Origin of the sequence: Apibacter adventoris (assembly GCF_002964975.1) — a bacterium.
In the GTDB taxonomy this organism is placed as follows: Bacteria; Bacteroidota; Bacteroidia; order Flavobacteriales; family Weeksellaceae; genus Apibacter; species Apibacter adventoris.
Map to the genome: position 1 here is coordinate 17,413 of NZ_PSZM01000002.1, position 13,392 is coordinate 30,804.

General features: G+C 27.4%; 14 protein-coding genes. 10 read left to right on the forward strand and 4 right to left on the reverse strand.

Annotated elements, in window-relative coordinates; genetic code table 11:
• The first annotated feature begins 14 nt into the window (after nt 1–14).
• From C4S77_RS02085 to C4S77_RS02115, 7 genes are all read left to right on the forward strand, one after another.
• A complete protein-coding gene (locus C4S77_RS02085) occupies nt 15–881 on the forward strand; it encodes a DUF58 domain-containing protein (protein ID WP_105245724.1) in 867 nt (288 codons plus the stop codon).
• Nucleotides 881–1,813 (forward strand): BatD family protein, encoded by a 933-nt coding sequence (locus C4S77_RS02090; protein WP_105245726.1) that lies wholly within the window; start codon nt 881–883, stop codon nt 1,811–1,813. The genes C4S77_RS02085 and C4S77_RS02090 overlap by 1 nt, the downstream gene beginning before the upstream one ends.
• Nucleotides 1,803–2,804: a vWA domain-containing protein gene (locus tag C4S77_RS02095; RefSeq protein WP_105245728.1), complete on the forward strand. Its 1,002-nt coding sequence runs from the start codon at nt 1,803–1,805 to the stop codon at nt 2,802–2,804. The genes C4S77_RS02090 and C4S77_RS02095 overlap by 11 nt, the downstream gene beginning before the upstream one ends.
• A 12-nt stretch (nt 2,805–2,816) precedes the next feature.
• A complete protein-coding gene (locus tag C4S77_RS02100) occupies nt 2,817–3,830 on the forward strand; it encodes a vWA domain-containing protein (protein ID WP_105245730.1) in 1,014 nt (337 codons plus the stop codon).
• Nucleotides 3,831–3,936: 106 nt separating this feature from the next.
• Complete coding sequence (locus C4S77_RS02105) at nt 3,937–4,674, forward strand: tetratricopeptide repeat protein (protein WP_181042776.1); 738 nt, start codon at nt 3,937–3,939, stop codon at nt 4,672–4,674.
• Complete coding sequence (locus C4S77_RS02110) at nt 4,674–6,479, forward strand: BatD family protein (RefSeq protein ID WP_105245734.1); 1,806 nt, start codon at nt 4,674–4,676, stop codon at nt 6,477–6,479. The genes C4S77_RS02105 and C4S77_RS02110 overlap by 1 nt, the downstream gene beginning before the upstream one ends.
• 65 nt (nt 6,480–6,544) lie before the next feature.
• Nucleotides 6,545–7,138, forward strand: a complete 594-nt coding sequence (locus C4S77_RS02115) for a MarC family protein (RefSeq protein WP_105194167.1) — start codon at nt 6,545–6,547, stop codon at nt 7,136–7,138.
• A 252-nt stretch (nt 7,139–7,390) separates the two neighbouring features.
• Here the strand turns inward: C4S77_RS02115 and rnpA are convergent, their stop codons facing one another.
• Entirely contained in the window at nt 7,391–7,756 is a 366-nt protein-coding gene (gene rnpA, locus C4S77_RS02125) for a ribonuclease P protein component (protein WP_105245738.1), read from the reverse strand.
• A 153-nt stretch (nt 7,757–7,909) separates the two neighbouring features.
• Here rnpA and C4S77_RS02130 point away from each other — a divergent pair, with 153 nt between their 5' ends.
• The gene (locus C4S77_RS02130; RefSeq protein ID WP_105245740.1) at nt 7,910–8,323 is read left to right on the forward strand and encodes a BrxA/BrxB family bacilliredoxin; all 414 of its coding nucleotides are present in this window, start codon (nt 7,910–7,912) and stop codon (nt 8,321–8,323) included.
• 4 nt (nt 8,324–8,327) lie between these two features.
• A complete protein-coding gene (locus tag C4S77_RS02135) occupies nt 8,328–8,654 on the forward strand; it encodes an iron-sulfur cluster assembly protein (protein ID WP_105194163.1) in 327 nt (108 codons plus the stop codon).
• Between the two features lie 59 nt (nt 8,655–8,713).
• Here the strand turns inward: C4S77_RS02135 and C4S77_RS02140 are convergent, their stop codons facing one another.
• Complete coding sequence (locus C4S77_RS02140; RefSeq protein WP_146106009.1) at nt 8,714–8,920, reverse strand: hypothetical protein; 207 nt, start codon at nt 8,918–8,920, stop codon at nt 8,714–8,716.
• 292 nt (nt 8,921–9,212) lie between these two features.
• Between C4S77_RS02140 and C4S77_RS02145 the strand changes: the two genes are divergently transcribed.
• Complete coding sequence (locus C4S77_RS02145; protein WP_105245744.1) at nt 9,213–9,911, forward strand: RsmE family RNA methyltransferase; 699 nt, start codon at nt 9,213–9,215, stop codon at nt 9,909–9,911.
• A 120-nt stretch (nt 9,912–10,031) separates the two neighbouring features.
• Here the strand turns inward: C4S77_RS02145 and C4S77_RS02150 are convergent, their stop codons facing one another.
• Together C4S77_RS02150 and proS are read right to left on the reverse strand one after the other, a co-directional pair.
• Complete coding sequence (locus C4S77_RS02150; protein ID WP_260209338.1) at nt 10,032–11,273, reverse strand: 3-deoxy-D-manno-octulosonic acid transferase; 1,242 nt, start codon at nt 11,271–11,273, stop codon at nt 10,032–10,034.
• Between the two features lie 587 nt (nt 11,274–11,860).
• Nucleotides 11,861–13,333, reverse strand: a complete 1,473-nt coding sequence (gene proS, locus C4S77_RS02155) for a proline--tRNA ligase (protein ID WP_105245748.1) — start codon at nt 13,331–13,333, stop codon at nt 11,861–11,863.
• Nucleotides 13,334–13,392 lie beyond the last annotated feature (59 nt).

Below are 13,392 nucleotides of genomic sequence, written 5' to 3' on the forward strand. Positions count from 1 at the left end.
TAAAATAAAAAAAATTGACAGCAGAAGAGCTTTTAAAAAAGGTCAGGCTAATAGAATTTAAATCTAAAAGGAAAATAAATTCATTGTTTTTAGGTGAGTATCACAGTTCTTTCAAAGGAGTAGGAATGACTTTTTCTGAAGTACGTCAATATCAGTATGGAGATGATGTAAGAAAAATTGATTGGAATAAAACCGCACGTTTTAATGAACCATTTGTGAAAATATTTGAAGAGGAAAGAGAAATGATATCTATGATTTTGATAGATATTAGTGCTTCTATGAATTTTGGTACTCGTAAACAATTTAAAAATGATACAGTTGCCGAAATTAGTGCTACATTAGCATTTTCTGCCATAAAAAATAATGACAAAGTCGGTTTAATTTTATATTCTGATAAAATAGAATCATTCATTCCACCTAAAAAAGGGAATTCTCATGTGGTAAGGATGATAAAAGAAATTTTAGAAACTGAACCCAAACCTGCTCAAACTAATTTAAATCTTGTTTTTGATTTTCTACTAAAAACAATAAAGAGAAAATCAAACATTTTTTTAATTTCGGATTTTGATATTCCAAACTTTGAAAGAAGTTTGAGTATTGTTACCAAAAAACATGATATTACAGGAATAAGGGTTTATGATGATATTGAAAAAATATTTCCCAATATTGGATTAGTAAAATTCAAAGATTTAGAAACGGGAAAAATTCAGTGGATTAATACTTCTTCCTCAAAGATTAGAGAAGAGTATTCTAAATATTATGCGATGTTGGTCACCCGTGTGGAAAATACATTTACCAAAAACGGAGCTGGTTTTTTGAATATTCCTACACAAGGAGATTATATAAAAGTTTTATTTAATTATTTTAAAGGACATCATTAATGAAAAGAAAAATAGTTTACATATTTTCTTTTTTATTTTTATATACTTTTGCTTATTCGCAAGAATTAAAATGTTCAATTTCTGCTACAAAAATTAAGTATGGAGAACCTATAATTCTAAAATTGGAAGTAAAAGGGAATAAATCTGATCGCATAGTTTTTCCTTATATTAAAGATACTCTTACATATCATTTGGAATTATTAAATAGAAAAATTGATACTTTAACTCACGATAAGATTCGTATTTATACCGATAGTATATCATTTTCTGTCTATGAATTAGGACAATTTAAAGTTCCTCCACAAAAAGTAATAATAAATTCAAAAGAATATTTTTCTCCTGAATATCATATAACTGTAGACTCAATGGTTATAGATAGTTTAAAACAGCCATTATATGACATTAGACCAATTATAACAGAGCCTAAAACAATAAAAGACTACATAGAGCAGTACTGGATGTATATGCTGGCAGGGCTTATTTTTATTATTATATTTATTATAGTTATTATTTCTTATTATTTGGAAAAAAAAGGAAAGGGATCTTGGAGAAAGAAAAATTCGGACCTAGGTATTTTAGCTATTAAAAAAATTAATAAACTTGAAAAAAGTAACTATTTAAATAGAGGTTTAAGTAAAAAATATTATTCAGAATTAATTGTAATTCTAAAAGACTATATGGAATTTCGTTGGAAATTTCCTGCTTCCAAATTAATTACTGAGGATCTAATAAGTTATTTAATTAATAATAAATTTATAAATAGTGAAGAAGAAGAAGCTTTAATTGTAATTTTTCATTCAGCAGATTTAGCAAAATTTGCTAAATCAAGACCTACTGTCCAAGAAACGCGTATCCATACAGAAATGGCCAGAAAATTTATCAACGATACAAAGATGGAATTTTTAAATCTTAAGGAGAAAAATGAATACTAATTTAGAATTTGAATATCCTTGGTTTTTACTTTTGTTGCTTTTCATACCAGTATTCATATTTTTAAAATACAGGAAAAAAGTAAAGTTAGAGGTAATTTCTATTCCTAATGTAAAAGCATTTGGTACATCCGGAAATAAATTAGGTATTCTTCAGCCCATTCTTTTTTGGTTAAGGTTGTTTATAATTGGTTTACTAATATTTGCGTTTGCACGTCCAAGAGTTATCGATGTATCTCGGGTTTTGGAAAGTGAAAAAGGAATTGATATAATGCTAACTGTAGATATATCTCTCAGTATGCTGGCTAAAGATTTAAACCCCGATCGTTTAACTGCTTTAAAACAAGTAGCTATAAATTTCGTAAATGAAAGACCTATAGATAGAATTGGACTGATAGCCTATTCGGGGGAAGCCCTTACTTTAGTACCTTTAACTACAGATAGAAATTTACTGACCCAACAGTTAAGTGAATTAAAAACTCAAACACTAGAAGGAGGAACCGCCATAGGAGTAGGGTTAGCTACTGCAGTAAATCACCTTAAAAACAGTAAAGCAAAATCAAAAATTATTATTCTAATGACCGATGGGGTCAATAATGATGGATTTGTAGAACCTACTATTGCTGCAGATATTGCTGCACAAAAAGGGATTAAAGTTTATACTATTGGTATAGGAACCAATGATTGGGCTTTATTCCCGTCCAGTCAAGATCCCTATACAGGTAAAATATATTTCGAAAAGCAAAAAGTTGAAATAGATGAAGATTTATTAAAGTATATAGCAAAGCAAACAGGAGGAGAGTACTTTAGAGCTATAGATACAAAAAGTTTGCAAGATATTTATAGTAATATTAATCAATTAGAAAAATCAGATATTAATGATTTAAAATATTATAATTATACTGAAAAATATAGAATGTTTTTAGTTCCGGCTTTAATTTTATTGTTGTTGGAGTTATTCTTGAGAGGTTTTGTTTTCCGAAGCATAATATAAAGAAATAATTTAATGAATTGGGAGTTTGAAAAAATATCATATGCATTTTTATTGTTACTCGTACCATTTTTAGTATGGAGGATGTTATATTTATATAACTGGAAAAAAATAAAAATAGATCATTTTGTTGATCCGGGTTTAAAAAATAAAATTCTTGGGAATATAGATTTATCAAAGTATATAAAAACCAATATATGGGTTATTATTATTTATATTTTACTTGTTTTAGGACTGATGAATTTAACGGGGGGAATAGAAAAAAAAGAAGTAAAAAGAGAAGGTATAGATATGGTGTTTGTTATAGATGTCTCTAATTCAATGAATGCAGAAGATATAAAACCTTCTAGAATAGAAAAGGCTAAAAAAATTATTAATCAGATTATTTCAAAACTAGGAGGAGATAGAGTAGGCATTGTAATCTTTGCAGGCCAAGCTTATTCCGTAATGCCACTTTCTAATGATTATGGAGCTGCAGAATTATATTTAAACGGAATAAGTACAGATTTAATTACAGCACAAGGAACTAATATTGCAGATGCGGTTTTAGAAGCTTCCAATATGTTGTCTAATATTAGTAATACATCTAAAGCCATAGTTTTGATTTCTGATGGAGAAACGCATAAAGGAGAGGAAGATAAAGCTATAGAAACTGCAAAAAAAAATGATATTACTATATTTTCAATTGGAATAGGAACATCACAAGGAACTCCAATTCCTATGAATTATGAAAATGGATATTCAGAATATAAAAAAGATGAAAATGGAGACATAGTATTAACCCGTTTGGAAGATGGATCTTTAAAAAGGTTAGCGTCTTTAACTAAAGGGGCTTACTTTTATGGAAGTAATACTACAGATATAGTGTCTAAGCAGGTTTTTAATGAATTATCTTTATTGCATAAAAAAGAACAATCAACCAGTTATAGTTATGCTAATAAACAATATTTTCAATTTTTTGTAGGAGCTGCATTATTTATATTAATTATGGTTTCTTTAATAGATTATAAAAGAGATTTTAACGTTTAATCTTAGTATATTTGTTATGATGTTTAATAAAATTAAAATACTAATATTAATCCTTTTTTTATCATGCACTCTTTTTTCTCAAGAATCAAAATCAAGGAAATATTTTGTGAAAGGGAATAAAGAATATCTTAAATTATCCTATGATGAAGCAGCAGCTGATTATTTAAGAGCTATACAAGAAGGTGGAAATTCATATAAATCTAACTTTAATTTAGGGAATGCAATGTATCGATTGAAAAAATATGATGAAGCTATCTCACAATACAAAAAATCTACTAAATTAGCAACAAATAAATCAGAAGAAGCAGATGCCTATTTCAATATTGGAGATAGCTATTATAAAAAGAAAGATTATGAGCAGGCTGCTGAAGCTTTTAAAAAAGCTTTGAAATTAAATCCTAAAGATAATAAAGCAAGATATAACTATGCATTAGCTAAACAAAAACTAAAAGATCAAGACAAAGAAGAAAAGGAAAATAAAAAAGATAATTCCAAAAAAAATTCTAAACAAAACCAAAAAAATAATTCCCAACAAGAAAATCAACCAGATAAGCAACAAAATCAAGGTTCTCAACAAGAAAATGATCAACAAGGAAAATCTGGAGGAAATGGAGACAATGAAAAATCAGGACAAGGAGGCGGACAGAGACAAGGAAATCAAAAGATAAATAATAATAATCTCCAGTCAGACGAAAAGAGTAAGAGTGAAAAAGATTTAGAAGGACAAAGACAATTTTATGAAGGTATTTTAGGTTCTATGGAAGAACAGGAAAAAAGGGCTCAACAAAAAATTATAAATAAAAAAATTCCCCAATCTCAATCAATAAAGGGGAAAGATTGGTAATGAAAATTATAGTATTACTTATAAATGTTATTTTTTTAGGAGTAATAGGAATATCAGCACAAATATCCTTTCAAGCTATTCCCCAAAAAAAAGAGGTAGGAATAGATGAACCGATACGTATACAATTTATTCTTACAATAAAAGGAAAGGATGTAAGGGATGTAGGGAATATAAAATTGCCTGCATTTACAAATACACAGGTAATTGGGAAACAAATAATTCAGAATCAGACTTATGAAGATGGCATTTCTACTATTGAATATGGTAATGAAATAAGTTTAAGGCCCGTTAAATCGGGAAGTATAAAAATAGGTTCTGCTTCGGTAATTATAAATGGAAAAGTATATTCCACTAAACCTTTAACTATAATAGTATCAGGATATGCTAATAACCATGAAGAAAAAGGATTTCCAGCCAAAATAGGAGAAACATTTTTAGCTTTTAAAATATCAGACAAAAACCCGTACCAAAATGAAGGTGTAATTGCAAAATTAAAATTTTATACAAAGCGTTTGGAACTATTAAATAGTATTACAAACCTTACTCCACCAAATTTTCAGGGGTTATTTGTACAACCTATAAAAGAAAGGAATAATACATATGAACAAGAAATAATAAATGGGGAAACCTATCTTTCAAGAACTATAAGTTCTTATGTAATATTTCCATCAAAGCCAGGAGTAATTGTAATTAATCCATTTATTTTAACAATAGCTGTTCCTAGTGGTTTTTTTGATGAACAAGAGGTAAATATTAAATCAGCTCCCATAACATTACAGGTAAAAAAATTGCCTGCAAATCCTCCTGTAGATTTTTATGGAGTAGTAGGAAGCTATAAAATTAATATAACTCCTAGTAAAACACATTTAAAAGCAGACGAATCTACAACTATTAATGTTGAAGTATCAGGTAACGGAAATATAGGGTTAATAAAATCACCAGCTTTAATTGTTTCGGAAGGGATAGAATCATTTACTCCAAAAGAAAAGATGGAATCTTATCCTGGATCAGAGGGAGTTATTGGAAAATTAAACTCTTCAACTGTTTTAGTTCCTCATAGAGGTGGACAGTTTACTATAAAAGTAAGTCCATTTAGTTATTTTGATCCTCAAACGGGAACGTATAGAAAAATTATTCCAGATCCTGTTATATTAACTGTCACTGGAGATAGCTTGAAAGGAGAAAGGGATAGTATCAGTGTTTTAAAAAATAAAAATATAAAAGATCCATTGTCTTTTATACCTAGTATTAAAGTTAGTGATACTCTGTCTGATGTTCTAGATGGAAAACAAAAAACTTTGGATTGGATATTACTTGCCATAATGGCGATAGTTATAATAATTATTATTTGTATTATTTATTTGAGATTTATAAAAAATAATAGTAAAACGAAAAAAGAAACATCAATAAAAGGAGAGAAAAATGTAAATTTTGAAAAACTGGATAAAGAAAATACACCTAAAAACATTCATATAATAGAACAAAATAAAGACGATCTAAATTCCCGGCTGTTTACATTGAAGAAGATGGCAGAAAAAAATGAAAATAAAGAAGAATTTTATAATTTGGTAGAATTCTTGTTGCAGAAAGCAGTTCGGAATAATTTAGATTTAAAAGAAGATCAATTTCTAACAACATCAGAAATAGAAGAACAATTAGCTAATAAATTTGGAGATGAGTTTTCAGATGAATACAAAAATCTACTCTTAAAATCACAAATTGAACGATATTCTAGCATTTCAGAAGAAGATTGTTTAGATGAGGTATATTTAAAAGTAGAAAAACTCATAAATAAACTTATGTAAATACATATATTTTTTAATATTTCTTTTCATTATTTTTACAAATTAAATCAAGGTCCAAGTAATAAATGCATTATCATTTCTCAATACAAGAAATTATTAGCTGTTTTATGGTTTTATTTGCTATTATTGATATTATTGGTAGTATTCCAATTATTGTTACCATAAAAAATAAAGTGGGATATATTCAAGCCAGAAAAACCTCATTAGTAGCTTGCGTCATTCTAATCTCTTTTCTTTTTATAGGGGAAAAATTATTGAAAATAATTGGGATAGATGTTCCTTCATTTGCAGTAGCAGGAGCGTTTGTTTTGTTTGTTATTGCTCTAGAAATGATATTAGGTATTGAAATCAATAAAATGGATGAACCTAAATCTGCATCTATAGTTCCATTAGCTTTTCCTTTAATTGCCGGTGCTGGTTCTCTCACTACAGTATTGGCTTTAAAAGCAGAATATCATACCGAAAATATTATTTTAGCCATAATACTTAATATGATAGTTGTTTATTTAGTTTTAAAAAATTGTGGAAGATTAGAACAAATATTAGGTCAGGGATTCATTTCTGTAATGAAAAAAGTATTTGGAGTTATATTATTGGCCATATCAATTAAACTATTTACAACTAACATTACTTCATTAATAGAAAAAGTACCTAATTGAATTTACATTAAGTAAATTTCTTATATTTGTTATAAACACATAAAATGAAATATTTTTTAAATATCACGTTAGTTCTTTTTATTGCAGTTATTATATTTAATGCTACAAGAATTAATTATAGTATTGGAATTACTTCGAGTCCCAATGATAAATTTTTATATTCAGGTTTAGTTGCTATTATTGGAGTTATTGTAGTTTGCATTGTAAAACAAATTCGTTTACTTGCATCTAAAACAAATTAAAATAATATTTTTATTGGGGAATTTTTTTTAGTAATTGTAAATATTTTTTTTCTATTTCTGAAAAAGGAAGAATTTCATTTCCCACATAAATGATCATAACCCAATGAGGATCTGGAAATGTTTTATAAAAGATATCTTTATTCAAACGATAACATTCTCTTAAAACTCTTTTAATATAATTTCTCTTTACTGCCTTTTTAAAATGTTTTTTAGAAACAGAAACACCGATTTTATGATTGTTAAATAAATGAAAATGACTGGTGGGGCAATAAATTAATTTTAAAGGAAATTTATTACACCATATACCGTTTTCAAATAAAAATTTTATTTGAGATTTATTTTTTAAATGTTCATTTTTAGTATAACTAAATTTCATAAAATAAATAATATAATAATTAATTTAAATAGTTAAATTAATGCATTTGTATTATTCTTGCTATAGCACTAATCAATAGTTTTTCAAATATAGACTTATTTGTCTAAATGATAAACATTAATTAATTTTGTCTAATTAAAAATAATTTCAATTATGTATCCAGAAGATGTAGTAATGCCTATGAAGGCACAATTAACCCAAAAAGGATTTATAGATTTAGATACTTCTGAAAAAGTAACAGAAGCACTCAATAAACCGGGAACTACACTACTCATTATTAATTCTGTTTGTGGATGTGCTGCAGGATCTGCACGCCCAGGGGTAATATTATCGATAGAAGGAGCAGGTAAAAAACCAGAATTTTTAACCACAACCTTTGCTGGGTTTGATATTGAAGCAGTAAAAACAGCAAGAGAACATTTAGTGCCTTTTCCTCCTTCCTCACCTTCAATAGCTTTGTTTAAAGATGGTGAATTGGTGCATTTTTTAGAAAGACATCATATAGAAGGTCATTCTGCAGAAATGATTGCTGAAAATTTACAACAGGCTTACGAAGAATTCTGTTAAAATTATGTCTTTGACTGAAAAACAAATAGAAGACTTAGGAAGTAAAATTGTTGAAAAATTAAAAACAGTTTACGATCCTGAAATTCCTGTGGATATTTATGAATTAGGATTAGTATACGATGTGCAGATCAGTACAGAAGGACAAGCAGAAATACTGATGACATTGACTACTCCCAATTGTCCAGTTGCAGAATCTTTACCAATAGAAGTAGAAGAAAAGCTAAAATCTATTGATGAAATTACAGATGCAGTAGTTAAAATTACTTTTGATCCTCCTTGGGATAAAGATATGATGAGTGAAGAGGCCAAGTTTGAATTAGGTCTTTTATAAATATAATAGCTCCACATTTGTGGAGCTATTATATTTATAAAATCTAAAACTAATTTAAATTACATTGCTTTTGCTGATTTATCGTTAGATTTAGTTGCACTAGTAGCTTTTTTGCTAGAAGCTTTTTTCTTTTTAGTAGGCTTTGAATTTGTTGCTTTTACTTCTTTTTTAGTAGGTTCTTGTTTAGATTTATTTACTTCTTGTGCATTAATTAAACCTAATCCAAATATAGCAGTTAAAGCTAAAGTTAAAATTTTTGTTTTCATTTTGTTTTCATTTAAAATTCTTATATCAAAGGTATTTAGGATTTCATAAAAAAATAAAATCACTAAATTAATTAACGTATATTTAACAATCAAGAATAATTATCTAATAATCAATATTTTAATTATGGTAAAATATTTAGTCAGATTAAAAATCTATGAAAGCTTAAAAATGCCTTAAAACTTTTTGTGAATATTAAGAAAAATAATAAAAAAATGGTTTGTAAAAAGATATACGAATTTAAAAAGTAAAGAGTTAAAAATTATATTTGTACATAATTTTAATATATATGCAATGAAATTATTTATAGGAGATATAAATTCTTATGAGGTGAAACTAAGAGAAGAAGAACAACATCATATACTAAACGTTCTTAGAATGACAGCCGGAGAGGAAATATATATAACAGATGGCAAAGGAAATTTGGTGAGAGGAAATATTAACATATCTGGGAAAAAAATTGATGTAGATATTCAAGAAAGGTTTGATGAAGAAGCAAAATCAGAATATAAATTGCATATTGCTATTGCCCCTACAAAAAATATAGACAGATTTGAGTTTTTTGTAGAAAAATCTGTAGAATTAGGAATTACAGAAATTACTCCTATTATATGTAAAAATTCTGAAAGGAAAATTTTGAAAGTTGATAAAATACAAAAACAGATAGAAAATGCATGTAAGCAATCTTTAAAATTACATTTCCCAATAATAAATCCATTTACCCCATTAAAAGAATTTTACCAGAAAATAAATCAAAATATATATGTAGCCCATTGTTATAAAGAATATGAAAAAGTTTTTTTAAATCAAGTATTAGATCAAGTATTAGATCCTATAATATTGATAGGCCCGGAAGGAGATTTTTCTAAAAAAGAAATTGAGGAATTATATGAACACAAAGTTAAGGGGATTGATTTAGGAAGAAGCAGACTACGAACTGAAACTGCAGGTATATTTGTATCAGCTGCTTTTTATTATAAACATTTTTTCTGAAATATATTATTAAAATTGATGCAAAAAAATCAAAATTGATTTTAGATGTATAAATGAATAAATTATGTAAATGATTTTACATAATAAAATCTTTAATATCTAGTAACTTATATATTTTTATTAAGATTTAAAATAACGAAGTATTATTTGAGTAGAATTAGGCTTGTTTAAAATATATTTTTGGGCTTTTTGTCCTATCTCATTTCGTTTTTGATCATTTTGTATTAATTCATACAAAATAGTATTAAAATCTTTTGAGGAATGAATTACTATTCCCCCTCCGTTATTTACTAATTCTTCAGCTTCTATAAATTTGTGATAAATAGGACCATAAATAACCGGAGTATGGAATATGGCAGGTTCTAAAACGTTATGTACCCCCTCTTTACCAAAGCCGCCACCCACATAAGCAATATCAGCATAAGAATAAACCTGTGTAAGAATACCAATCGTATCCAAAATAATTACATTATAAAACTGTAAATCTTTACCTTCTATTTCAGAAAATAAAAGTGTAGGAACTTTTAACACTTTTTTTAATTTCTGAAAATATTCTGAATTCATATTATGAGGGGCAATTAAAATTTTAAAGTTTTCAAAAATGTCCGTTTTATGAATAAATTTTTCAATTAAATCGTCATCTTCTTTCCAAGTACTTCCTGCTACTAATAAAATTTTGTTTTGCTTGAATTGTTCTAACCATTCTAAGTGAATGGATTGCGATAAAAGCATTTTGACACGATCAAAACGAGTATCTCCTGATATAGTATTTTGAGGAATACCAATTGAATTTAGTAATTTTTGTGAATTTTCATTTTGGACAAAAAAATGAGAAACTTTTTGAAGTATGGAAATTATCCATTTACCATATGTTTTAAAAAAAATTTGATTATTTCGAAATATAGTAGAAATAAAAATAGTATTAATATGATGTTTTGATAATTCTTGAAGTAAATTAAACCAAAAATCATATTTTACAAAAATCACATGTTCAGGATGTAAATATTTGATTAATTTCTCTGCGTTTTTTTTAGTATCTAAAGGTAAATAGAAGACCAAATCAGCCCAGGATTGATCTTTAATTATTTCATATCCGGATGGGGAGAAAAAACTGAGAACAAATTTATAGGTTGGAAATTTTTCTTTTAATGCAGTAAACACTGGCAACCCTTGTTCATATTCCCCTAAAGAAGCTGCATGCATCCAAATCACCTGGTCTTTCGGTGAAATACTATTCTTAATTTTTATAAATAAGTTTTTCCTTCCTTTTACCCATAATTTAGCCTTTTCTGAAATAAGAGAAGCTAGGTTCATTCCCAGACCTAATAAATAAATGACTATATTATAAAAGAATTGATTCAAATTTTATTTTTTATTTAGAAAATATTTACTCATAAGAGTGAACGACTTATTTAAAAAATACCTTAACCTTATATATAAGATATTTAAGGAATATATTGATTAAAAAATAATATAATACATTTATATCACGACTTTATGAGCTAAACTAGAAAACATAATTAACAATTTTTTTAATAATACAAAAATATCTTTTAAATCTATTTCATTTATTATAACATAATTAAAATTATTTGTTTCCATAAGTTTTGTTTTTTAGCTAATTTATATAATATAAATTGGTCTTTTTAAAGTAAATATGATTCAATTATATCTTTTGGATTATACATTTATTAAGTTCCAATTATTAATATATGTAGTAGAGAATAGATAAGAATTATATCTAATGTGTTTTTTTGAAATTTAGCACTAAAATAATTATACATACTAGATTTTCATAATAAATATTTTAAACTAGTTTGTTTAAAAAGATAGATTTAAAAATATATTAGCTTTAATTACTTTATTTTTTTTCAGTTAAAAAATAGAATAAAAAAAATTTTGTTTGGATTAGAATAATTCTGAAAATAGAGTATCCATATTATATAAATTTAATAAGCACGGGCAAATAAAACTCTTTTTTTAGAAGGATTCCCAGAATAAATACAAACTCCGTTTTCTTCAACAGCATCAAAAGGGATACAACGAATGGTAGCTTTAGTTTCTGCTTTTATTTTTTCTTCCACTTCTATAGATCCATCCCAATGTGCCGATACAAATCCTCCTTTTTCATCCAATACTTTTTTAAAATCTTCATAAGTATCTACCGGAGTTATTAAAGAATTCATTCTTTCTTTAGCTTTTTTAAAAATTGAATTTTGTATCTCTTGTAATAATTCTGTTATATAAACGGACAGTCCTTCTATATTAACAAGAGATTTCTCTAAAGTATCTCTACGTGCAATTTCTACTTGATTATTCTCTAAATCTTTTGGACCTATGGTAACGCGTACAGGGACACCTTTTAATTCGTATTCATTAAATTTCCATCCGGGTTTATATTCTGTACGGTTATCAAACTTAACAGAAATGCCTAATTTATTAAGCTCAATTTTCAAATCTTTAGCTATTTTTGAAATAGCATCTAGTTGTTCATCAGTCCTATGAATAGGAATAATAACCACTTGTATAGGGGCTATATTAGGAGGTAGAACCAAACCGTTATCATCTGAATGAGACATGATAAGAGCTCCTATTAAACGCGTAGAGACCCCCCAAGAAGTAGCCCATACAAATTCTTGTTTTCCTTCTTTAGATTGATATTTAACATCAAAAGCCTTTGCAAAGTTTTGTCCAAGAAAATGTGAGGTTCCGGCCTGAAGAGCTTTACCATCTTGCATCATAGCTTCTATACAATAAGTTTCTATAGCTCCGGCAAATCTTTCTGATGGAGATTTTACACCTTTTATAACAGGTACACCCATAAAGTTTTCAACGAAATCCGCATAAACTTCCAACATCCTTTCAGCTTCTTCAATAGCCTCTTTTTCATTAGCATGTGCGGTATGTCCTTCCTGCCATAAAAATTCAGAAGTTCGTAAGAATAAGCGGGTACGCATTTCCCAACGTACAACGTTTGCCCATTGATTAATCAGAATAGGTAAATCTCTATATGATTTTACCCAGTTTTTATAAGTATTCCATATAATGGTTTCAGAAGTAGGACGAACTATCAGTTCTTCTTCAAGTTTAGCTTCAGGATCTACAATTACACCATTTCCGTTTTCAGAATTTTTTAATCGATAGTGGGTGACTACAGCACATTCCTTTGCAAAGCCTTCGACATGATCTGCCTCTTTAGATAAGTAAGATTTTGGAATAAAAAGTGGGAAATATGCATTTTCATGACCGGTATCTTTAAACATTTGATCTAGTTGTCTTTGCATTTTTTCCCAAATAGCAAACCCGTAGGGTTTTATTACCATACATCCTCTAACACCTGAGTTTTCAGCCATATCGGCTTTAATTACTAATTCATTGTACCATTTGCTATAGTCTTCTTTTCTAGATGTAATTGTTGCCATAAATTATATTTTGTCCTAATTTTAAACGGATATTTGTGTAATTAATTGGTATGACTTTT

Bases quoted from the DNA above. Each gene is read 5' to 3' on its own strand.
- C4S77_RS02110 (WP_105245734.1), top strand. From the start codon at position 4,674: ATGAAAATTATAGTATTACTTATAAATGTTATTTTTTTAGGAGTAATA.
- C4S77_RS02100 (WP_105245730.1), top strand. From the start codon at position 2,817: ATGAATTGGGAGTTTGAAAAAATATCATATGCATTTTTATTGTTACTC.
- C4S77_RS02130 (WP_105245740.1), top strand. From the start codon at position 7,910: ATGTATCCAGAAGATGTAGTAATGCCTATGAAGGCACAATTAACCCAA.
- C4S77_RS02140 (WP_146106009.1), bottom strand. From the start codon at position 8,920: ATGAAAACAAAAATTTTAACTTTAGCTTTAACTGCTATATTTGGATTA.
- C4S77_RS02095 (WP_105245728.1), top strand. From the start codon at position 1,803: ATGAATACTAATTTAGAATTTGAATATCCTTGGTTTTTACTTTTGTTG.
- rnpA (WP_105245738.1), bottom strand. From the start codon at position 7,756: ATGAAATTTAGTTATACTAAAAATGAACATTTAAAAAATAAATCTCAA.
- C4S77_RS02135 (WP_105194163.1), top strand. From the start codon at position 8,328: ATGTCTTTGACTGAAAAACAAATAGAAGACTTAGGAAGTAAAATTGTT.
- proS (WP_105245748.1), bottom strand. From the start codon at position 13,333: ATGGCAACAATTACATCTAGAAAAGAAGACTATAGCAAATGGTACAAT.
- C4S77_RS02145 (WP_105245744.1), top strand. From the start codon at position 9,213: ATGAAATTATTTATAGGAGATATAAATTCTTATGAGGTGAAACTAAGA.
- C4S77_RS02115 (WP_105194167.1), top strand. From the start codon at position 6,545: ATGCATTATCATTTCTCAATACAAGAAATTATTAGCTGTTTTATGGTT.
- C4S77_RS02090 (WP_105245726.1), top strand. From the start codon at position 881: ATGAAAAGAAAAATAGTTTACATATTTTCTTTTTTATTTTTATATACT.